General features: G+C 34.9%; 19 protein-coding genes. 12 read left to right on the forward strand and 7 right to left on the reverse strand.

Annotated features, from left to right (window positions below):
- Positions 1–61: 61 nt before the first annotated feature.
- The gene (locus ABD692_RS04595) at positions 62–1,180 is read left to right on the forward strand and encodes a sensor protein KdpD (RefSeq protein ID WP_344765339.1); all 1,119 of its coding nucleotides are present in this window, start codon (positions 62–64) and stop codon (positions 1,178–1,180) included.
- A gap of 78 nt (positions 1,181–1,258) precedes the next feature.
- Entirely contained in the window at positions 1,259–3,010 is a 1,752-nt protein-coding gene (locus ABD692_RS04600; RefSeq protein WP_344765341.1) for an ATP-binding protein, read from the forward strand.
- A gap of 152 nt (positions 3,011–3,162) precedes the next feature.
- Here the strand turns inward: ABD692_RS04600 and ABD692_RS04605 are convergent, their stop codons facing one another.
- The 3 genes from ABD692_RS04605 to ABD692_RS04615 all read right to left on the reverse strand — a co-directional run bounded on the left by ABD692_RS04605 (position 3,163) and on the right by ABD692_RS04615 (position 6,424).
- A complete protein-coding gene (locus ABD692_RS04605; protein ID WP_316763323.1) occupies positions 3,163–5,163 on the reverse strand; it encodes a M1 family metallopeptidase in 2,001 nt (666 codons plus the stop codon).
- 104 nt (positions 5,164–5,267) lie between these two features.
- Positions 5,268–6,008, reverse strand: coding sequence for a hypothetical protein (locus ABD692_RS04610; protein ID WP_344765343.1), 741 nt, complete (start codon positions 6,006–6,008; stop codon positions 5,268–5,270).
- Between the two features lie 68 nt (positions 6,009–6,076).
- Complete coding sequence (locus ABD692_RS04615) at positions 6,077–6,424, reverse strand: arsenate reductase (RefSeq protein ID WP_316763328.1); 348 nt, start codon at positions 6,422–6,424, stop codon at positions 6,077–6,079.
- A gap of 238 nt (positions 6,425–6,662) precedes the next feature.
- Between ABD692_RS04615 and ABD692_RS04620 the strand changes: the two genes are divergently transcribed.
- From ABD692_RS04620 to ytxJ, 6 genes are all read left to right on the forward strand, one after another.
- A complete protein-coding gene (locus tag ABD692_RS04620) occupies positions 6,663–8,162 on the forward strand; it encodes a sensor histidine kinase (RefSeq protein WP_344765346.1) in 1,500 nt (499 codons plus the stop codon).
- A 38-nt stretch (positions 8,163–8,200) separates the two neighbouring features.
- Complete coding sequence (locus ABD692_RS04625; RefSeq protein WP_344765347.1) at positions 8,201–9,700, forward strand: S41 family peptidase; 1,500 nt, start codon at positions 8,201–8,203, stop codon at positions 9,698–9,700.
- A gap of 277 nt (positions 9,701–9,977) precedes the next feature.
- Entirely contained in the window at positions 9,978–10,652 is a 675-nt protein-coding gene (locus ABD692_RS04630) for a LytR/AlgR family response regulator transcription factor (protein ID WP_344765349.1), read from the forward strand.
- 64 nt (positions 10,653–10,716) lie between these two features.
- Positions 10,717–11,208 (forward strand): 6,7-dimethyl-8-ribityllumazine synthase, encoded by a 492-nt coding sequence (ribH, locus tag ABD692_RS04635; protein WP_344765351.1) that lies wholly within the window; start codon positions 10,717–10,719, stop codon positions 11,206–11,208.
- A 52-nt stretch (positions 11,209–11,260) separates the two neighbouring features.
- A complete protein-coding gene (locus ABD692_RS04640; protein WP_255352363.1) occupies positions 11,261–11,383 on the forward strand; it encodes a hypothetical protein in 123 nt (40 codons plus the stop codon).
- A gap of 59 nt (positions 11,384–11,442) precedes the next feature.
- On the forward strand, positions 11,443–11,805 hold the full coding sequence (ytxJ, locus tag ABD692_RS04645; RefSeq protein WP_344765354.1) for a bacillithiol system redox-active protein YtxJ: 363 nt from the start codon (positions 11,443–11,445) through the stop codon (positions 11,803–11,805).
- A gap of 71 nt (positions 11,806–11,876) precedes the next feature.
- Here ytxJ and ABD692_RS04650 read toward each other — a convergent pair whose 3' ends face one another.
- Positions 11,877–13,385, reverse strand: coding sequence for a malate:quinone oxidoreductase (locus ABD692_RS04650; RefSeq protein ID WP_316763346.1), 1,509 nt, complete (start codon positions 13,383–13,385; stop codon positions 11,877–11,879).
- A gap of 389 nt (positions 13,386–13,774) precedes the next feature.
- Here ABD692_RS04650 and ABD692_RS04655 point away from each other — a divergent pair, with 389 nt between their 5' ends.
- From ABD692_RS04655 to ABD692_RS04670, 4 genes are all read left to right on the forward strand, one after another.
- Positions 13,775–15,070 carry a hypothetical protein gene (locus tag ABD692_RS04655; protein ID WP_344765356.1) on the forward strand — a complete coding sequence of 432 codons (1,296 nt, stop codon included), beginning with the start codon at positions 13,775–13,777 and terminating at the stop codon, positions 15,068–15,070.
- Between the two features lie 269 nt (positions 15,071–15,339).
- Positions 15,340–16,233 (forward strand): lipoyl synthase, encoded by an 894-nt coding sequence (gene lipA / locus ABD692_RS04660; protein ID WP_344765358.1) that lies wholly within the window; start codon positions 15,340–15,342, stop codon positions 16,231–16,233.
- 128 nt (positions 16,234–16,361) lie between these two features.
- Entirely contained in the window at positions 16,362–16,913 is a 552-nt protein-coding gene (locus ABD692_RS04665; RefSeq protein WP_316763353.1) for an RNA polymerase sigma factor, read from the forward strand.
- Positions 16,914–16,915: 2 nt separating this feature from the next.
- Positions 16,916–17,776 (forward strand): anti-sigma factor, encoded by an 861-nt coding sequence (locus ABD692_RS04670; RefSeq protein WP_344765362.1) that lies wholly within the window; start codon positions 16,916–16,918, stop codon positions 17,774–17,776.
- A gap of 150 nt (positions 17,777–17,926) precedes the next feature.
- On the opposite strand, the gene ABD692_RS04675 is transcribed toward ABD692_RS04670, so the two are convergent.
- The 3 genes from ABD692_RS04675 to ABD692_RS04685 all read right to left on the reverse strand — a co-directional run bounded on the left by ABD692_RS04675 (position 17,927) and on the right by ABD692_RS04685 (position 23,120).
- Complete coding sequence (locus tag ABD692_RS04675; protein ID WP_344765364.1) at positions 17,927–19,420, reverse strand: NAD(P)H-hydrate dehydratase; 1,494 nt, start codon at positions 19,418–19,420, stop codon at positions 17,927–17,929.
- Positions 19,421–19,584: 164 nt separating this feature from the next.
- Entirely contained in the window at positions 19,585–22,371 is a 2,787-nt protein-coding gene (leuS, locus tag ABD692_RS04680; RefSeq protein ID WP_344765366.1) for a leucine--tRNA ligase, read from the reverse strand.
- A gap of 344 nt (positions 22,372–22,715) precedes the next feature.
- Complete coding sequence (locus ABD692_RS04685; RefSeq protein ID WP_316763359.1) at positions 22,716–23,120, reverse strand: hypothetical protein; 405 nt, start codon at positions 23,118–23,120, stop codon at positions 22,716–22,718.
- Positions 23,121–23,305 lie beyond the last annotated feature (185 nt).

Raw genomic sequence — 23,305 nt, forward strand, 5'->3', positions numbered from 1 at the left:
GTGCAAAGTTCCATCATACATTTTACTTACTACATTCTGCATCATCCATTTTACATATAACATGAAAGACGATTCAGTTAAAAACTTCCTCAATCTCATTAAAAAATCGAGGCGAGGAAAACTCAAAATCTACATTGGGATGAGCGCTGGCGTGGGCAAAACCTACCGCATGCTGCAAGAATCTCATGCGCTTTTGCGTAACGGAATCGATATTTGCATTGGTTATGTAGAAACCCACAAAAGAGCAGAAACTGAAGCGTTGGTTGCTGGTTTACCTTTAATTTCACGAAAAAATATTTTCTACCGAGGTAAGGAAATTGATGAAATGGATTTGCAAAGTATTTTAAATCGCCATCCCGAAATAGTCGTGGTTGATGAATTGGCACATACCAATGCCGAAGGCAGTAAAAATGAGAAGCGTTGGCAAGATGTTTTTGATTTATTGGAGGCTGGAATTAGTGTGATATCGGCCGTTAACATTCAGCATTTAGAAAGCATAAACGAAGAAATTGAACACATTACAGGCATTAAGGTTACCGAACGGATTCCAGATAAAATTCTTGAAATTGCCGATGAAATTGTAAACATCGATTTAACAGCCGATGAATTGGTAACCCGATTGAAGGAAGGAAAAATATACGATAGGACAAAAATTGAAAGGGCTTTACAAAACTTCTTTCAGGCGGATAAAATTCTGCAATTAAGGGAATTGGCTTTGAAGGAAGTTGTGCATCAGGTGGAGCGAAAAATCCAGACAGAGATACCGAAATCCATAAAATTACGTCCAGAAAGGTTTTTAGCATGTATATCATCCAATGTTGAAACCGCAGGCGTTGTGATTAGAAAAACTGCCCGATTGGCATCGTATTATCGCTCTCCGTGGATTGTTTTATATGTACAAAGTGATGCCGAAAGTTTCGATAAAATAAAGCTCGATAAACAACGACATTTGATTAATCACTTCAAGCTAGCAACCGAATTAGGTGCCGAGCTCATTAAAGTTAAAAGCAATCAAATTACCCAAACCATTATTAACATGGCAACAGAAAAAGAAATTACAACGATTTGTATCGGCAAGCCGCATTTAACTATTTTTCAAGTGATTATGCGAACGGCAATTTTTAATCAATTGTTGCGTAATTTAGCCGCAAAAGAAATCGATTTGGTAGTACTATCGTAATTTCAAAATGTCATGCTGAGCTTGCCGAAGAACATTTCGACAAGCTCAATGTGACAACAATTCTAACACAACATCATCATGAAAATAAAAACCAAGCTCCGCCTCGGATTCGGGTTTCTCTTTATAATCGTCCTATCTTTCGGCCTAATTGCGCTCTTCTTTTTGAATGAACTTTCAGACAAATCGAAAGTTATTCTGAAAGACAATTACAAATCGTTGAAATATGTTTCAGCCATGCGAAACGTGGTTGATGAAAATTCATTTCCGTTAAACGCAGAAACGGCAAAAATTTTTGAGCTAAACTTAAAAAACGAAGCACAAAACCTAACCGAAACTGGAGAAAAGGCAGCCTTTCAGCAACTTGAAATAGCTTATCGAGCACTTCAAAATTCATCTGCAAAGGCGATTAGAGAAACCGACATTAAAAGTGTTCGCTCTTCGCTTCAAAACATTGAAGAAGTCAACATGAAAGCCATTTACTCCAAAAATGAAATGGCGAATGAAGCATCAGGAAGAGCAAATTTATACATCATGATTGCCGCTACCCTTAGTTTTATGATCTTGTTTACGTTCATTGTTAATTTTCCAGGTTTTGTAGCTAACCCACTAGCCGAATTCAGTTCAGCCATTAAACAAATCAGCAAGAAAAACTACAAGCAAAGGCTAAACTTTGAAAATGATGATGAGTTTACTGAACTTGCGACTTCTTTTAATGGAATGGTTGTTAAATTAAATGAATGGGAAAACAGTAATTTATCTAAAATAAAGTCCGAGAAATTGCGAATTGAAGCCATTATTGCACAAATGCAAGACGCCATTATTGGTTTAAATGAGAAGGGCGAAATTCTGTTTTTAAATCATTTGGCAGCAAAGCTGATGAATCTCGACGATGAGAAAGTTATCGGACAGAATGTTAAAGAATTGATAAAAAAGAATGAGCTTTTAAATAGAATTATCGAACCAGAAACGGAAGATAAAACGCTCAAAATTTATGCTGACGAGAAGGAATCGTACTTTTTGTTGGAGAATCGTGAAATCATCATTCCGAATTACGAAACACTTGAAGACAAAACTTTATTCGAATCTTCAAAATCGGCTGGAAGTGTTTATGTATTAAAAAACATTACGCAGTTTAAGGAGTTGGATGAGGCGAAAACCAACTTCATTGCCACTGTTTCCCACGAATTAAAAACGCCTCTTTCATCGATAAAAATGAGTTTAAAACTCTTAAGTGATGAACGGGTTGGTAATATGAATGAAGAGCAAAGTCAGCTGTTAACGCACATTAAAGAAGATAGCGACAGACTCCTAAAAATTACCAGCGAGTTGCTCGATTTATCTCAGGTGGAAACTGGGAATTTAAAACTTACTTTCGCCATTACTAAACCCGAAGATATTGTACAATACGCAATAGATGCGGTTAAGTTTCAGGCAGAACAGAAATCAATTCAGCTTGAATTAAATTGCGATAAAAATCTACCGAAGGTTAATGCTGATATTCAGAAAACCGCTTGGGTACTAGTTAATTTTCTATCAAATGCTTTACGCTACAGCTCAGAAAAATCGACAGTAAAAATTAATGTTGTTCAGCAAGATAAATTTGTTCAGTTTTCAGTTCAGGATTTTGGAAAAGGTATTGATGAAAAATACCAAAAACGATTGTTCGAAAGGTATTTCCAAGTACCAACAGATGGGCAAAACAAATCGGGTTCGGGTTTAGGTTTGGCAATTTCTAAAGATTTTATCGAAGCCGAAGATGGAAAAATCGGAGTACAAAGTGCAATTGGAGAAGGCAGCAAGTTTTATTTCAACTTACCTATTGCTGAGTAATTTTAACAACAAATTATAGCAGATTAATTATGAGCGATAGGATAATCTAATTCTCACTCCAAAAACACATTAAAAATAAACGAAACCATACTGTAACTAAAAAAGTCCCTAATCTAACCGATTAAGGACTTTTCAATGTAATTATAATTCAATTAATTTGCTGGAGCTGTCCAGGTATTATTATCAGGATTAGAATCCGGTAATACTTTATTTGGATCTAAAACTACCGAAACTACTTCTTCGGTTGTAGGATAACGCACCAACCAGGTTGCGTTTTTCATCCACACATCAACAGGAACTTTTACGATATCGGTTTTACCGCTTTTCGTCTTAACTTGAAGGATAATTGGCATTGGCATTTTTTCAAGATTGTTAACTCTGATGTTGTAGCTTGAAATGTTTCCATCAACTTTTACCGCTTCAACACCTGCAACGGCCTGATCCATTTTCCAGTTATTTATAAACCAGCTTCTCCAGAACCATGCTAAATCTTCACCTGCACCATTTTCCATCGAACGGAAAAAATCGAAAGGCGTTGGATGTTTAAAGGCCCAGTTTTTAATGTATTGACGGAAAGCATAATCGAATCTGTCTTCGCCCAAAATCTGATCTCTTAAAATATTTAAACCCCATCCTGGCTTACTGTATAAGTTAACACCAATATTTCTTTCTTGCATACCATCTGGCATTAGCATAATATTGTCTAAAGCAGGATTGCCAATTGCTGATTTGCCTACACGGTTCATATCGGTTATGCGTGGTTTATATTCGCCATTGTTAAAATTCTGACCAGATAAACCATTGATAAAAGTATTAAAACCTTCATCCATCCAACCGTATTTACGCTCGTTTGAACCAACGATCATTGGGAACCAACTGTGGCCAAATTCATGATCGATTACACCCCATGCAGAACCATTTTTAGCTTTCCATCCACAAAAAACAATACCTGGATATTCCATTCCACCAACATTAGTAGCAACATTTACAGCCATTGGATAAGGATATTCGAACCATTTTGTTGAATAATATTCTATTGTCGATTTTACATATTCTACACCTCTGCCATAACCATCTTTACCATTGCTTTCGATTGGTTGAGCAGAAACGGCTAAACCTTTTCTTCCACTTGGGAAATTTATTTTTGCTGCATCCAAAACAAAAGATTTTGATGAAGCCCAAGCCGCATCCCTGGCGTTTGCAATTTTAAATTTCCAGGTTAATTTATCTTTTGCAGGACGAGATTTAGGATCTGTAACTTCTTCTGCCGAACGGATATGAACGGTTGCATCACTTAGTTTTGCAGCATTCCATCTTTTCAATTGCTCGGCCGTAAAAACTTCCTGCGGATTTAACAATTCACCAGAACCCATCACAATATGTGTTGCAGGTGCCGTAATTGCGTAAGTAATATCGCCATACTCGCAATAAAACTCTCCACCACCCCAATAAGGTAAAGTATTCCATCCTAAAACATCATCGTACACGCACATACGTGGAAACCATTGTGCAATGGCGAAAATTTCACCATTTTGAGTAGTTAAGTGACCTGTTCTATCCGAGCCTTCTTTAGGTACAATATATGAATAATCCATTTTTACGGTTACAACATCGCCATTGGCTGCCATCGGCTGGTTTAAACGGATTTGCATACGTGTATCTTCTACAATTGATGTAAATTTAACTGCAGCCGCTTTTTGCGATACGCTGATGTTGTTAATTTTATAACCACCATCAAATTTTTCGCCTTGCGCACCGTAACGACTACGGCTTGGCGTAATTTGAGCACCACGAGAATTTTCCTTAAATGTGTTTTGATCTAATTGCAACCATAAGTAAGGTAGTTTATCAGGGCTATTATTTTTATAAGTGATGGTTACTGTTCCGCTAACCGTATTTTTAGTTTCATCTAAGCTCGCGGTAATATTATAATCTACCCTATTTTGCCAGTATTTAGCACCTGGAGCGCCGTTTGCTGAACGAAATTCGTTACCATTTTGCGTGTAAAATAATGGTCCAAATGCTTCTGATGAGCTATAATTGGTTGCAAGTGGTGCCGTAGCTGTTGTTGCCGCTTGCTGTGCTGAAGCAGTAAATGCAAATGCACAACCAACCAAGCACAAAGCGATTAGTTTGTTTATTCTGATATTCATGTTGAAGTTTTTATTCGGCGGCAAATATAAAAAATAAGCCCGTGCAGATTTATTTGTGCTTATATTGTTACTTTACAAACAGTTAAGCGCCTAAAAAATTATAATTAATTTGTCTTTTTTAAAGCAGGTAAATCTTGCAGCTTTCTTTCTTTCGGAGAAAGTTTTAACCAGGCATGATAGCTTTGAACAATGTAAAAAGAATATCTAAATGGCCTTTCTTCTTGTATTTTCAAAAAAGAAGGACGGTAAATGATCATGAAGTTTTTAAGATCCTCTCCTTCCAACTTAATAAGGTTATTAATTGTTTTTTCGTTAAAATTATTATCTATCTCCGCTAAATATTTATCTCGTTCTTCCAATTCGGCTTCTTTTCTTTGCTGTCTTCTATATTTACCATAGCCTAGATTTAAATTCAAGCCTCCAACTTTATCCGTCATTTTTTTACGCTCCAGATTTCCACCAGTATTCAATAAACTATATTTTTCAGCCATCGGATCGGGAGAAGTAATTGATTTATTCATTTTTACCCCTTGAATGTTCACATCATTCAAGGCATTAACTCTGTCAACCATGTAAACCGTTTTTCCCAAAAGATTGGTTAAATAAAGCGTATCTGTACGATAGCCCACCAGCGAAAACTCTAGTAAATCGCCATTATTTGCACCGATTGTAAATTTCCCAGCAGCGTTAGTACTGGTTATTTTTTTGCTGCTTAAATTTCTTACAGTAACACCAGGTAATGAGGTTGATTTTTTCGAAAAATCATAAACGGCACCAGTAGTTACCGTTTGAGCAAGCGCTCCGAAAGGAAGGGCAAGTAATAAAATTATGATCAGCTTATACATATTCAAAAATAGATTAGTTTAAATGCGAAAAGCATCATTTAACAAAGTTTAACATTAAAACAACAAGATTAGCCAAGTGTTTCAGCATAACGGTTTTCATCGAAAGAAATTAAAATAGCCTGACCATTTTTTTCTACAATCGGGCGTTTAATAGCGCTTGTATTTTCAATCATATAAGCAATCGCCTTCTCCTGATTATCGATAGCAGATTGCTCCTCTTTCGATAATTTTTTCCAGGTTAAACCCTTACGGTTTAAAACAGTTTCCCAACCGAAAACTTTACACCATTCATTCAGTTTCTGTGCAGTAATTCCTTTTTTCTTAAAATCGTGAAACTCGTAATCTATTTGATTTGCTTTTAACCAATCGATAGATTTTTTAACTGTATTGCAATTTGGAATTCCGTAAACTGTCATTTTGATTATTGTATGTTAAATTTTTAAGCATTTGTTTTTCGATTCAAATGTAAGCAGTCGTTTTGAATTTTGATTAATTGAATCTTGAATAAGAGCATAATTTATAATTATGTGATGAACCTAAATCTTCGAAAATATCCAGCCATACTGTAATTCGTCACATTTATTTAAGCATCCGTCACATTTTAAAGATAATTTAGTGGCGGCTAAGTAAAATTGCAGTATCAAACTAAACAAAATGAACAATAAAGATTTACAAAAGATAGAATTCTGGGTTTCAACTTGCCTCTACGTTTTAATTATAATTTTAATAATTTCTGGTGCAGATAATGGAGGGCGCCCAAGTCATAGTTTTAAAGCTCAACAGTTAGAATTTTCTTACATTTCTAACTACTTAATCCCCGAAATTTTCCGTTTTTCGATTTTATACCTTAGTTTTTTAGCCATAAACTTTTGCATAATCCCTGCATTTATTAAAAAGCAAAATGTTGTGGCCAATAGCTTTTTACTTTTGGGTTTATTTTTATTTGGTGGCTTAGTTTTTAGTGTTTGCAAAACTTACAGCGAAGCTTACATTTTGGTTCAGAATGATGATTTACAAGACGGTTATAACGATTTGTTTTTTAAAGGTTTTGTTTACAGCATTTGGTCTATTGTTATTATTTCGGCTTATGGCTTACTAAAAGCTTTTGCAAGTTTTTTAAGCGACAATAAAGATAAAAGTACCGATCGCAATACTCAAATTAAGGTTGACGTAGGTTTCGGTCTTGCCTTTTGGTTTGTAGGTTTACTTTTATGGATCACAACCAGGTCGGGAATTGAAATTAGCATTTGCTGGACTTTAGTTATTTTTTCGACGATTGGCATTGTTATATATTCTATTTATAAACTTCTGCCAGAAAATCAGGCTGAGGGAAAGCCCTTCAAAGTTTATTTCTGGCAAATATTTTTTATATCCATCTTATTAGCTGTTCCATTGGGATTAATATCAACCCTATTTGTGTGGCGAATAGAAATGTTTTTTGTTGTTTGCATGTTCCACATGCCAACCCAATTAATTATTAGCGTGCCTTTATCCTGGTATCTTTATAAACACAGGCTTGCCAGTAGCACAGAAATTACAGCACTAAAAACCAAATTAGGTAAATCAGATGCAAGTCTTAGCTTTTTGCAATCGCAAATTAATCCGCATTTTTTATTTAATGCATTAAACACCTTATTTGGTACAGCGTTGCAAGAAAATGCAGAAAGAACAGGCGAAGGCATACAAAAACTTGGCGATATGATGCGTTTTATGTTGCATGAAAATATGCAGGATAAAATTTCACTAACCAGAGAAGTAGAATATCTAAATAATTACATCGATTTACAGAAGCTTCGTACATCACGCTCTGCCGATATAAAAATTGAAACACAAATAGACGAGCAGTTAAACAACCTGCAAATTACACCAATGTTGCTTATTCCATTTGTAGAAAATGCTTTTAAGCATGGAATTAGCTTGCAACAAGCATCGCATATTAAAATTACACTTCAAACTAAAGAAAAAACGCTGTACTTCGATGTACACAATAGCATTCACTTAAAGGCCGATAACGATCCTGAAAAATTAAAAAGTGGCATCGGTTTAGAAAATGTAAGGCAACGTTTGTTACACCTTTACCATGGCAAACACGAATTAATTATCCGCGAAAGCGCTAAAGAATTCTTTGTTCATTTAACCATACAACTGGATTAGATTAGGCCTTTAACCTTGAATGAAAGCACCTTCTGGTAATGAAAACACACATAATATTAATTTTAGCAACAATATTCTCATGGTCTTGCTATGCTCAAAACGAAATAGAATATTTAACGAAAAGTGATATTAAAAACGACTTGGCCTTACTTAACGAAGTGCTTCAAAACAAATCTTCGTACCAGGGATTGAACGGATACAAATACCAAAAAGATTTTGAGGAATTTTTAGAGAAATTAGATAAAAAGCAATTTACTAAATATGATTTTGGATTGTTTTTATCTAAAACCGTAGGGAAAATTGGAGATAGACATGCTTACATAAAGGATTATGAATTACGTGATTCTCTTTATTTTCCGATTGCATTCTCGCCATACCAGAGCAAAATCTTGGTTGTTAACTATATAGCAGAAAAAAAACAATATCAATTTTGGAATTCAGAATTCCCTTATCTTAAATCTATTAATAATATACCGATAGAAAAGTTACTATCGCAGGTTCTTCCCGCAGAAATACTCGCACCAAAAGCTTCATATTTTACTAATGCAGTTAGAGAGTTAAGAGATATTGAATTGATTTTTAATACTTTAGGCTTAGAATTACCAAATCCAATTTCATTAAAACTGACTAATGATGAAGGTATTGATAAAGAAGTAATTATGGAGTTAGTAAAAGCAAAACAAAAAGCAAAGTATTGGGACGAGCGATTTTACAATAATGCATTTGGTTTAAAAGAAGAACAATTCAACGATAAATCAATCATAGAAAAGTTTTTTACGCTGGAGAACAGTATAGGATACATCAAAATTTCTGACATGATCGAGAAAGAGAGTTGTCCTGTATTTTTTGAATACTTAGATAATTTTATGACCAGGGCAAAGCAAAGTGATGCTCTAATTATAGATGTAAGAGATAATGGTGGCGGAACTCGTGATTTAATTCAAGAATTAGCAGGCTACTTTATCCATCCCGACTCTATTTATGTTGTTAACGCAACAAAACAACGAGCAAAATTACCGCTAAGCGAAGAATTAAAAAAAGGTTTACATAGTAGGTTTTTATTTTCGAAAGACGAATTAGGTTATAAAGAACAGGAAGCAATCGACAAGTTTATGGTTTCATTTAAACCAATGTACGATTTGGACAGTAAGAAATTTAGCCAATACCATTATTATATACTTACTGGTAAGAAGTTAACCAAAAATAAATTTCATTACAATAAGCCTATTTATATACTGGCCAACGAAAGGACTTTTAGTGCTGCTTCCGTTCTTGTTTCTGTATTTAAAGGATTACCCAATATCAAAATAGTTGGGGTTAATACTGATGGTTCGAGTGGAAATAGCGAAAATTTTGAATTACCAAATTCAGGATTACGTGGAAAAATAAGTACAATGGTATCTTTTCAAAAAAAAGGAAAAATATTGGATGGCATTGGTACAGAACCTGATATTGTTATTGAAAGAAGCTTAAACCAGATTTTCTTGAAGGAAGATTATCAACTTGAGAAATTGATAGAAATAATAAAACAGAAATAGTTCCAGATATCGTTTGTATCACAATTTGAACTATTTGATTTAGTCGGTTTTATAAATAATGGCGTGATTGGCCGAAAGCAAAAAAACATTGTGCAATAGCCCCTACATAAATGGAAATACTTTTGGCAGCAGAACTTTAATTCAGCAGAAAACTTTAACCAAAAGATTGTATTATTGGCGGGACCATAATCTGCCAAGAATTACAAAATTTGCGCTTCTGAAAAACAATTTTAGAAAGGAAATTTAAAAGAGTATAAATCTAATAGTATCTTTAAAAATGATTGCAATCGCGATAGATGATGAACCCATAGCCTTAGATATTATTCGGTCTCACGCATCGAAAGTGCCTTTTGTTGAATTAAATGCAGCTTTTACAAACGCTTTTGAGGCAATTACTTATTTACAGCACAACAAGGTTGATTTAATATTTCTCGACATAAAAATGCCAGATATTAGCGGAATTGATTTTTTGAAAAGTTTAAGTAACCCACCGATGGTGATTTTTACAACTGCTTATACCGAACACGCTGTACAAAGTTTCGAGCTCGATGCTGTTGATTATCTTTTAAAACCTTTTTCGCTTTCGCGATTTTTAAAAGCTTGCAATAAAGCAAATGAACTCTTTAACTTCAGAAATAATAAACAAGATGCTAAATCGGAATATATTTTTGTTAAAGATGGCTACGAACAGATCAAGGTTGAGTTGAATGATATCCTGTATATCGAAGCTTCTGGAAATTATACGCAAATTCAACTAACGGATAAGTTGTTAAGTTCGAGAATTACCATAAATGATTTGGCAGAACTATTGCCCAAAGCTGATTTTATTCGTTGCCACAGGGCTTTTATTGTTGCAAAAAGTAAAATATATAAATTCGACCGCAGCCAAATTTGGATTGGAGAAAAAATTATACCAATTGGCGCCACTTATGGAAACATACAGTTGGTTTGATAAACTTACAACATTTAAACATTATCCTCTTTTAACATTCGGTACATAGCAGTATCTTTGCCATATGTCAAGTCAATTAAAAAATCTATCTGATTTTTCTCACACAACGATTCCTAATGGGGCAAACTATAAATTCGGAATTATTGTGGCCGAATGGAATGCGGAAATTACAGGTGCCTTATATAATGGTGCTTTAAAAACGCTTTTAGAAAACGGGGTTTTAGCTGATAATATTGTTTCTTTGCCCGTACCTGGAAGTTTTGAATTAACAGGTGGAGCCGAAATTTTGCTGAGCAAGAGAAGTGATATTGATGCAGTAATATGTTTAGGTTGCGTAATTCAAGGCGATACAAAACATTTCGATTTTATTTGTGATGCTGTTGCTCAAGGTGTTACAAATGTTGGCATTAAATATAGTAAACCAGTTATTTTTGGCGTTTTAACTACTAATAATTTGGAACAGGCTCAAGACCGTGCTGGTGGTAAACATGGCAATAAAGGAGATGAAGCAGCGATTACAGCAATTAAAATGGCCGATTTTTCTGCGAACATTTAATATTGCGTATTAATAATTATTTGTACATTAGGACTTTAAAATCAAAATCTGAATGAAAAAAGTAGCCATTTTGTTATTGGCGGTGTTTTGCACCATTACAATTTTAGAGTCTTGCTCTTCTAAACTTTGCCCAGCGTACAGCTCGTATCCTGAAGGTAAACGTAGAAGAAACTAAAATCTTCAAACAAAGAATTTTCATTTTTAGGTCATTTACAGAACTTTATATTTTTGTTTATGTTACCTATAAAACAATTTTATAAAATCATGGCTTGGGTTAACTTAACTTCAATAGAACAGCTTGATGAGATTAAAAACGCAGATGGTTTTAGTCTTATTTTTAAGCACAGTACACGTTGTTCAATTAGTTTGATGGCGAAAAAAAATTTTGAATTTGACTGGGATGTTATTCCAGCTGATACAAAATTGTACTTTTTAGATTTAATCAGCTATCGCGATATTTCGAATCGAATTGCAGAAATTTTTCAGGTAGCACATCAATCACCTCAAATTTTATTAATCAAAAATGGCGATTGTGTTTTAGAATCATCACATAGTGATATTTCTGCAGAAGAAGTTGCTGAAGTAATTGCTGCTTAATAAAAAATACGGTTAAGAAGGAAAGGTCATGATGAGAATCATGACCTTTCCTTTTATAACTGAAATAAATATTAATCTTTTTCTATTTTTAATATTTTAGATGTTCTGCTTCTGGTTGCTTTACAAAGTTCTGCATCCTGTGCTAAAGCTTTTCCATAAGTTGGAATCATTTCTTTAATTTTTGCCTGCCATTCTGGTGTAGCTAAATCTGCTTCAAAACAACGGTTTAATAGCTCAATCATAATCGAAACGGCAGTAGAAGCACCAGGCGAAGCGCCTAATAACGCGGCAATCGAACCATCTCCTGCACTTACAACTTCTGTTCCGAATTCTAAAATACCGCCTTTTTTCTCGTCCTTTTTAATAACCTGCACACGCTGACCAGCATATTCCAATTCCCAATCTTTTAATTCGGCTTTTGGTAAATATTCTTTCAACGCCTCTAATCTGTCTTCTGGCGATTGTCTAACTTGTTCAATCAGATATTTTGTTAAATCAAGATTATGAAGTCCAGCCGAAATCATCGGGCGAATGTTATTAAACTTGATCGATTTAGGTAAATCTAAAAATGAACCATTTTTTAAAAATTTGGTAGAAAAACCAGCGTATGGTCCGAATAGCAAAGCTTGTTTACCGTTAATCATTCTGGTATCCAAATGAGGTACAGACATTGGCGGCGCACCAACTGAAGCCTTACCATAAACCTTCGCATGGTGTTTGGCAATAATTTCTTCGTTTGTACATTTTAACCATTGCCCGCTTACTGGGAAACCACCAAAACCTTTTCCTTCGGGAATATCTGATTTCTCTAACAACGGAAGAGAGCCGCCACCAGCACCAATGAAAACAAATTTGGCTACTCTTTTACGTTTATCGCCGCTTTCTAAATCTTTAACTTTTATAATCCAGTTGCCATCTTTATTTTTTTTCAAATCACGAATTTCGTGATTAAAAAAGAGACTAACATTGCTTTGTTCCTTTAAATAATTAAACATATCGCGAGTTAGCGAACCAAAATTTACATCCGTCCCCAAATCCATTTTTGTTGCAGCAACCTTTTCGCCTTTTTTACGGCCTTCCATAATTAATGGCGCCCAGGTATTTATGGTTTCTGCATCTTCTGTAAATTGCATATCGCTAAACAAATCACATTTAGTTAATGCCTCAAAACGTTTTTTAAGATATTCTGAATTCTTTTTACCCCAAACAAAACTCATATGGGGGATTTTCCTGATAAAATTTTCAGGATTTGAGATCAATCCTTTTTCGATTAGATAAGCCCAAAACTGTTTGGAAACCTCGAAATGTTCGGCAATTTGTACCGCCTTCGTTGTTTCTACTGTTCCATCTTTTTTCTCGGGGGTGTAATTTAGTTCACAAAAAGCAGAGTGTCCTGTACCTGCGTTATTCCATGCATCAGAACTTTCTGCTGCTGCAATATCAAGGCGTTCGTAAATTTCTATGCTTAAATTTGGTTCTAATTCTTTAAGTAAAACGCCGAGGGTTGCACTCATTATCCCAGCACCAATTAAAATTACATCTGCGTCAGTTTTACCAACTGTCTTTTTCTTTTTTGTCATCTTATATCAAAGGAGTTACAAATTTAGAATGATTTTAAACATGAAACGAATTTTCGCATATGAAAACTAAAAAATTGCTAAAAAATGTATTTTTGTTTAATTCTGATAGAACTAATTAGCAAAATCTAATCCAAAAGGTCAAATTTTAAGTTGAAATTATTAAATCTTCATTAAGATGATATTAGAAACATTGAGTTTAGTAATTATTGCACCTTTTTTTAGAACTGGATTAATAGAACAACAGGCTATTTGCAACGAATAATAGAATAAGTACTGCAAAAAATTAGATATTAGCAACGAATAATCATCTAACAAAAACATCCCACTCAAAAAGTATATTTTTATTAATTATAGCTTGGAGCCTTTGCTTCATTAATTATGTTTTAAAGATGAAAAATTTAGTTTTATTGATCTGTGCGATTTTATTTTCGGCCTGTTCGAACGAAAAAACAGACGAAGTTTTACTGGCGCTCGACAAGCAAAAACTTGAAGAAAACATCAATTACGATAAAATTATTTTCTACAAATTCGCTAAAATCGCCGTTCGTTCAAATGCTGTTTTAGACACAAACATGGCTGAATACCAAAAATTTTCATCAAAAACTCAAAATATTTTAGCGACAATGCATCAGTTAGATACTAATAAAAAAAGTATTTCAGTTGTTGAGGCCTTGCAGCTTTATAGTGACTATAGAAAAGTTAAAAATTTAGTAAAAGAAACTGACGAAGATGTTTTCCCTGGAATAATTGAAGGTTTTAATGTGCTTTACGGTGCTCCGAAAATAGATTTAAAAACTGTTGACCCAAAAGAAAAAGTTCGTTATCAAAATATAGAACATGCCATTTTAAGTATGGCCGTTTTAACCACCAGAGATTTAGGCCAACCCTTTGCCTTATACGAATGTTCCAAAACTCAACCAGAACTTTTAAAAGACTCAGAAATTAAAACTTTGCTGGAGTTTGTTCGTGGTTTTTTGTTTTTTGGAAATAATCTATTTTATCTTTCTGAAGATGGACTATCTCGTAACATTAAATGGTTAGATAAAAACGAGAAAATTCCGCTACCCTACACAAAAGCTTTTTTTGGCTGGAGAAATTTAAGCGATGAGCAAACGCACACTGCATTTCATGGAATGAATTATCTGTTTAGAGGTTTCGATCGGATGCGGATGGAGCGAAAGATTGATGAAGAGCGTTCGTTAGAAGATTTTGATTTGTTTGTAAAGGATATGAACAAACTTGGCCTTCAAAATGAGTTGGTTTGGATTGTTGACGCTTATTTAAACCTAAAAAGAGAAAATCCTGAAAAGGCAATACCAGCATTAGAAAAACTAATAACAAGTCCATTGTTTTCGGATAATGAACGCGAAGCGATTCAACAAACAATAGATTATGTGAAAGAAAGAGAATCTGACGAGGCTTTGAAAGGTGTTTACGATAAAGCTTTTATGGCTAAATTAGTATCGAAATATATGATTTCGGTTTTAGCAAAAATTGATTGGGAGAAAGTTATGCAAGAAAATAATGTTCCGCATACAAAAGAAATTTTTGCTGGTATTAATAAATTTAAAGTAATGTCGAATTCTGTAAGCCGATATACTCAACCCTCTACGATTGAAAATGGCAAAAACGAAATAACAAAAAAAGGAAGTGAGTTGTTAAAAAAAGCAAAATCAGTTTGGTAAGAACACTTAAATTAGTGTACTAGCTTGTGCCAGTTAAACCGTATTGAAGCGGCATACCCCGATTTAAGCCTTTGAACAAGCTTTTTTTGTTGTTAGCTTGCTAGTTTGCACAGACTTTATCGGAGGTACAGCGTAAAAACGGACCGAACCTTCAATATTTCCTCTTTCAGTATCTTTCCAAGTGATTTTTAATGTAGCAATCGTTATTATTACAACCTTCAAACATTTCATCGTTACAACATTTCAATCCTAATCCTTAACTTTGCATCATGATTGATTTACCTGTAGTACCTGCTGTAACTGAAGTTAAGCGTAAACCAGATTGGTTACGTGTAAAATTGCCTGTTGGAAAAGAGTATGCGCAAGTTCGCAGTTTAGTTGATACACATAAACTTCATACCATTTGCGAGAGTGGAAATTGTCCGAATATGGGCGAATGTTGGGGTGCAGGTACAGCAACTTTCATGATTTTAGGCAACATTTGTACACGTAGTTGCTCGTTTTGTGCAGTAGCAACTGGTCGCCCATTAGCTGTAGATGTTGATGAGCCTAATCGGATAGCAGATTCGGTAAGATTGATGGGTGTAAAACATTGCGTAATTACTTCAGTAGATCGTGATGATTTAAAAGATGGTGGTTCGATTATTTGGGCTGAAACTTTGCAAGCAATCCGTAGAGAAAGTCCGATTACAACTTTAGAAACTTTAATTCCTGATTTTAAAGGGCAGTGGGATAATTTATACAGGGTGCTAGATGAAAGACCAGAGGTGGTTTCTCATAACATGGAAACGGTTAAACGCTTAACCAGACAGGTTAGAATTCAGGCAAAGTATGATAGAAGTTTAGAGGCTTTGAAAAGGATTTCAGAATTTGGTTTGAGAACTAAAACAGGTATTATGCTTGGCTTAGGCGAAACCGAAGAAGATATTTTCGAAGCAATGGATGATTTGGTTGCTAATGGCGTTCACATTTTAACTTTAGGTCAGTATTTACAACCTACACGCAATCACCATCCCGTTGTAGATTGGATCCATCCAGATACTTTTGCAATGTATAAAGAAGTTGGTTTGGCTAAAGGATTAAAATATGTAGAAAGCGGGCCATTGGTTCGTTCCTCGTATCATGCAGAAAAACATCTTTTCCCGATTGAAGGAATTGCATAAATTTCTTTATTCTATAATAGAAAATTAAGTATTTTTTCATTTTACAAAAATTCGAACTCCAATTAAGAATGTATCGCTAAAACATTTTTTTGGTTTTGTTGTTGAGTATTGTATCTTAGTAACCAATAGTGACTGCATTAAAAAAATCAACCTTAACAGAGCCTGAACTCGTTTTAGCATTGCAATCGAAAGATCAAGCGGTATTAAAAACGTTATATAGCATGTATTCGTCTGCTTTATATGGTGTTATCTCCCGAATTATAACACATACAGAGTTGGCTGAAGATGTTTTACAAGAAACTTTTGTAAAAATATGGCAATCTGCATCGCAGTATGATAATACTAAAGGTCGTTTATTTACCTGGATGATGAATATTGCCCGTAATCTTTCAATTGATAAACTTCGATCCAAAGATTTCAAGAACTCACTCAAAAACCAAGATATAGAAAATAACGTAAGTTTCGTTGATGAACAAAACAAGGTAACTTTTAACCCCGATATACTTGGTGTTAAACAACTTGTACAAAACCTTAAACCAGACTTACAGTCGGTTCTAGATTTAGTTTATTACAAGGGCTTTACGCATGTAGAAGCCGCAGAGAAATTAGATTTGCCTTTAGGAACGGTTAAAACCCGAATTCGACTGGCTATTATAGAATTGAGAAGGAACTTTAATTGAGCGTGGAAAATTTAAAAGCATATATCGAATCTGGAGTACTTGAGTTGTACGTTTTAGGTGATTTATCATCTGAAGAGACGTTGCAGGTCGAAGAAATGGCTGCTCGCTACGCAGAAGTAAGAGCTGAAATAGATGCAATTGAGCAGGCTATGGAGCAATATGCTATGCAAAATGCTGTAGAACCATCTGCAGATGTAGAAACAAGATTATTTGAAAAGTTAGGTTTTAGTGAACTTGAGGAACAGGAAGAAGTTGTTTCTAACCAACCTGTTTATACAGAAGAGCCTAAAATTATACGCTTAGATGGAAGTGACGGTAAAGTAAGAACTTTACGTTATGCTTTGGTTGCTTGTGTAGCCTTATTAGTGATGAGTGTTGCAGCTTTATTTATTACTTATAACAAGTTAAATGATGCGCATTCGCAGATTGCAAGTTTAAATCTTGATAAGCAGAAATTTGCTGGTGTAGTTAGCAAATTAGAATATGACAATAAGGGTTTGAATAATATGGCTGAAATGGCAGATAGCAAAGAATGGGCAACTATTAGGATGCAAGGCCAGGCAATTAGCCCTAAATCTAAAATGAATGTTTATTGGAACAAAAAGGATAAAAGTGTTTTAATTAACTATGTGGCTATGGACTTACCAAAAGCCGATGCAGAACACGAATATCAACTTTGGGCTTTGGTAAATGGTAAACCAGTTAGTTTGGGTGTTTTTGGTAAGGCAGATTCAACATCGAACGAGGCTCTCTTGAAAATGCAAACCATACAAGAAGCACAAGCCTTTGCAGTAACATTGGAGCCTATGGGCGGAAGTGTTAATCCAACAATGGAAAAACTAACCGTAATGGGTGGCGTTTAAAATATACAAGACTTTAAAATACAAATCCTGATAATTAAAACGATCAGGATTTTTTATTTTGATGCGTTTTTAAAGATCAAAACATAAATATCATTTGCAAAAATCGATTCATTTTGATGATACCAAATTTTTGTCCTACTCACCTTAAAATTAAGGCACCATTGTCTTAATCACTCCAGAAATTTCTTTAGCCACTTGCGAAGCAGTTACCACAAATTTATCATCAGCTAATTGGTCGCCTGTTTGCCCATGCACGAAGCAAGCTAGGATTGCAGCATTCAACGAAGAATATTTTTGTGCAACAAATGCTGCGATTATACCAGTTAAAACATCGCCCATTCCACCTTGCGCCATTGCAGGGTTACCAGTTGGATTGATGTAAACTTTACCATTTGGACTACAAACGAAGGTGTACTGATTTTTAAGGACGATAACTATTTTTAGTCTTACCGATTGGTTTTTTGCTGTTTGTAACCGATCCCACCAGTTCGAATGTTCGCCAAATAATCTATCAAACTCTTTCATGTGTGGGGTTAAAATAGATTGTTCAGGAATTTTCTCAATTAAGTCTGGCCTTTCAGATAAAATATTTAAGGCATCAGCATCAATAATTAAAGGCAAATTTGCTGCAAATAAGCTCTCCAGTAATCGTTCATGCTCTGCCGAAATACCTAAACCTGGTCCAATAGCAATCGCTTGATATTTTGTGGGATTTTCTATTCGAGTGTACTCATCTCTGGGTAAAGCCATAACTTCTGGCAAAGTTGCATTTAGGGCAATTAATCCGCTTTGCGGGATACATGCAGTTGTTAAACCTGCTCCAGTATGTAAACAAGCCATACTCGAAAGTAAAGCCGCACCCATTGTATTGGAATTACCTGCAATAATTAATGCGTGCCCATAAGTGCCTTTATGGCTAAAATTTTCTCTTGGTTTTAATATTTTTTCAATATCCTTTTTTTCAACCAGATAAAATTCTGATTCCTGCTTTTGAACAAAGTCTTCATCTAATCCAATTTCAACAACTTCGTAACTTTTGGTGGCCAACTTACTTTCAGGAAAAAAAAAGCTGATTTTTGGCCTTTGAAAACAAATAGTTTTATAGGCAACTATACCATTATAATCTGCAGTTAACCTACCCTCTGCAAAAAAACCTGTGGGTACATCAACCGAATAAACTTTTTTATTAAGGTTATTAATTTGCTTTACTAATTCTGCGTATTCACCCTCCAAAGCCTTATTCAAGCCCGATCCCAAAATGGCATCAATAATTATATCTGCTTTAATATTTTTGAAATCAGTAGCTCGATCAATTACCACTTTCTTACATCTTGATTCATCTAATCGCTGTAAGTTTATGGCAAAATCGGCACTTTTCTTTTTACTGAAATTAATTACATAAACCTTAATATTTTCGTAACCGTTATTAAGCAGAAGATGGGCAATTGCCAAACCATCGCCACCATTATTACCTTTTCCGCAGAAAATAGCTACGCTTTTGTTGGTATCGAATTCGTTTCGCAGAAAAACTTTAACAAATGCCCTTGCCGCTGTTTCCATTAAATCTATAGAAGCAATTGGCTTATTTGCGATGGTAAATTCATCGGCAAGTCGCATTTGAGTAGAAGTAAGCAGTGTTTGCATTTAACTAAGATAAGGTTTTAGGTAAAACAAAAAAGTGATCCGCAAGGTTTTCGATCAATAAAGATGACTAAAACAAAACCCCCAAGCTACTGCATAAGTAACTCGGGGGTTTCTTGTATAAAATCCTGTAAAGCGCTTTCCGCTTTGGTATCTATCCTTTCAGATTAAATAACTACGTTAATAATTTTTCCTTTTACAAAGATGATTTTCTTAGGCGCTTTACCATCCAAGAATTTTTGAAATTGCTCGTTTGCCAGTAAAATTGCTTCTACTTCTGGTTGCGCTAAAGTTAAACTCAAATTTAAGTTCATTTTCATTTTACCATTTACAGAAACTGGATAAGCAAATTCATCTTCGACCAAATGTTCAGGATTAAAAATTGGGAATTCTGCATAAGATAAGGTTCCTGCTTCATTACCTAACTGAATCCAAAGTTCTTCGCAAATGTGTGGTGCGTAAGGCGATAAAATCACCACCATATCTTGCAAAATACTGCGTTTGTTTGATTTTAAATCCGTTAATTCATTAACGGCAATCATGAAACTGGAAACAGAAGTATTAAACGAGAAACGCTCAATATCATCCTGAACTTTTTTGATGATTTTGTGCAATGATTTTAGTTCTGCTTTTGTGGGTTCTGCATCAGAAACGGTGAATTCCCAGGCTTCGTTGTGGAACAATCTCCAGAATTTACGCAAGAACTTAAACACACCTTCAATACCATTGGTATTCCAAGGTTTGCTTTGCTCCAAGGGACCTAAGAACATCTCGTACATACGCAAAGTATCGGCTCCATAACGCTCAATCAAATCATCTGGATTAACCACGTTGAATTTTGATTTCGACATTTTTTCTACTTCAACACCACAGATGTATTTTCCACCTTCAAGAATAAATTCAGCGTTTGAATATTCTTCTCTCCAGGTTTTGAATTTATTTAAATCAAGCGTATCGTTTTCTACAATGTTTACATCAACATGCAAAGCTGTAGTTTTATAATCTTTTCTTAATCCAGCCGAAACATAAGTATTCGTAGGCTTTCCGTTTTCATCATTAATACGATAAACGAAATTACTCCTACCCTGAATCATCCCCTGGTTAATTAATTTTTTGAAAGGTTCTTCTTCTTTGGTGTAACCTAAATCCTTCAAAAATTTATTCCAGAAACGGCTGTATAATAAGTGACCAGTTGCGTGTTCAGAGCCACCAATATATAAATCTACTGCTTTCCAGTACTCAATAGCTTCTTTTGATGCAAAATCATTGTTATTATTCGCATCCATATAACGGTACCAGTACCAACTACTTCCAGCCCAACCTGGCATTGTGCTCAATTCGTAATGGTCGCCATCTTTTGGTGTCCAGTTTTCGGCTCTTGCTAAAGGTGGTTCTCCAGTTTCAGTTGGTAAATACTTATCAATTTCTGGTAAGATTAGAGGCAATTCTTCTTCTTTTACCAAATATGGCAAACCATCTTTAAAGTAAACTGGAATTGGTTCTCCCCAATAACGTTGGCGACCGAAAATCGCGTCGCGTTGGCGGAAGTTAACCTTAGCTTTACCAGCTTTCTTTTCTTCTAACCAGTTATTTAAAAACGGAACAGCCTCTTTATAAGTTAATCCATTGATAAAACCAGAGTTAATATATTTACCTTCTTTGGTTGGGTCTGCTTGTGTTTCGATATCTTGCTGAGCATCCAAAATCTGGATAATTGGTAAATTGAAATGCGTTGCAAATAACCAATCGCGTTGATCGCCACTAGGTACACCCATTACCGCTCCTGTTCCATAACCTGCAAGTACGTAATCGGCAATCCACAGTTGAACGCGTTCGCCACTAACAGGATTAATTACATAAGTACCAGTAAATGCTCCAGAAACGGTTTTTGTGTCCGCCATGCGGTCTAATTCCGATTTCTTTTTAGTTTGAGAGATGTAATTCTGTATATCTTGTTTTTGTTCTGCTGTTGTTAGTTCGGCAACCCATTCGTGTTCTGGTGCTAAAACCAAATAAGATACACCAAAAATGGTATCTACGCGGGTAGTAAAAACTTCAATTTGTTTATCGTTGCCTTCAACCTGGAATTTTACACTCGCACCAACACTCTTCCCTATCCAGTTGCGTTGCATTTCTTTTATTGGCTCTGGCCAGTCGATGGTATCCAAACCTTGTAAAAGCCGATCGGCATAAGCGGTAATTCTCATGCTCCATTGCATCATTTTCTTTTGCTCAACAGGGAAACCGCCACGCTCAGAAAAACCATCCTTAATTTCATCGTTAGCCAAAACAGTTCCTAAAGCTGGGCACCAGTTTACTGTACTTTCGCGTAGATAAGTTAAACGATATTTTAATAATTCCTCTTGTTTTTCTTCTTCGGTAAAAGTTGCCCAATCGCTTGGTAAAAATGATTTCACATCTTCATCGCAAACCGCTTTCACATCTGCAGAACCCGATGCATTAAATTTCTCAATTAAGGTAGAAATATCTTCTGCTTTATCGTTTTCGATGTTATACCATGAATTAAAAAGTTGCATGAAGATCCATTGCGTCCATTTGTAATAAGATGGTTCACTGGTGCGAACTTCGCGACTCCAATCGAAAGAAAAACCAATTTGATCTAACTGACGACGGTAAGTTGCAATGTTAGCTTCGGTTGTAATTGCTGGGTGTTGACCCGTTTGTATAGCGTATTGCTCTGCAGGTAAACCGAAAGAATCGTAACCCATTGGATGCAAAACGTTAAAACCTTTAAGGCGCTTGTATCTTGAAAAAATATCGGATGCAATGTAACCCAGTGGATGACCAACGTGTAAACCTGCTCCCGATGGGTATGGAAACATATCTAACACATAATATTTTGGTTTTTCAGAGTTACTTTCGGCTTTAAATGTTTGATTATCGGCCCAAAATTTCTGCCACTTTTGTTCTATTTCTTTGAATTGGTAATCCATTGCAAGTTTTAATTTTTTAAAGGGGCAAAATTACGGAAATTAAGGGGTTTAGTGAAACATAATTTTCATCGCTTTTTTACCAACGAAACACAGATTTTTACTCTGTTGGTATTTTAATTTTTGTGAACAAGCCAACGTTTATAAACGGGATGGAAGCGATATACTTTTTTGTTCATCCCTTCGACAATATCGAGATTACGATAACAAAAAGATTTAGCGTACAGCCCGACTGCACCTTCCGATGAAAAACTGAAAGAACCTTTTCATATTATTTTTACAAAAAAAATGCGCCATTGATTATAAAAACCAATGGCGCAAAGCAAATAATCGGGGGATTAAGATTTTTATCGGGTTAAGGTGTAAACTTTAACAATATTAGTTTTATCGATTTTAGCTGTAAATTGAAGTTGCGTTGCACTAAGTGTTGATATGTTACAGTAAGAAGTTCCTTCGGGAAAAACCAGGTTAAATTCGTTACCTAAAGAGGTAACAAAACTCCCGATTGTACGCTGATTTGTTAAACTCAGCTCTACCTGGTCATCATTATTTGCCTTAAAATCTAAATAATCATTGGCTGTATAGTTAAAGGTACCATTAAGTAATTCGTTTGTATTTCCGCTTACCACGATTTTATTTACAGTCCATTTTCCAATAATACGAGACTTTACAGATGTTGTATCTTTTTTGCACGAAAATAATGTAGCACTAACGATAAGGAAAAGGCTCAGAATTGTAACTTGTTTTTTCATTTAGGTGATTTTTAGTTTCAGTTTCTATAATTAACGTGATTTATCGAAATTTGGTACGGTTTTATAAAAATCTGTAAATTAAATACCCAATTATATGGCAAACTAAATATTCAGTTTAGGCGTTAATGTTCATTTAACAATGCCTAATATTGGTGTTTATCAGGTATAATTTATATTTTCGCAGA

This window comes from Pedobacter ginsengiterrae, from assembly GCF_039537385.1.
Lineage (GTDB): Bacteria > Bacteroidota > Bacteroidia > Sphingobacteriales > Sphingobacteriaceae > Pedobacter > Pedobacter ginsengiterrae.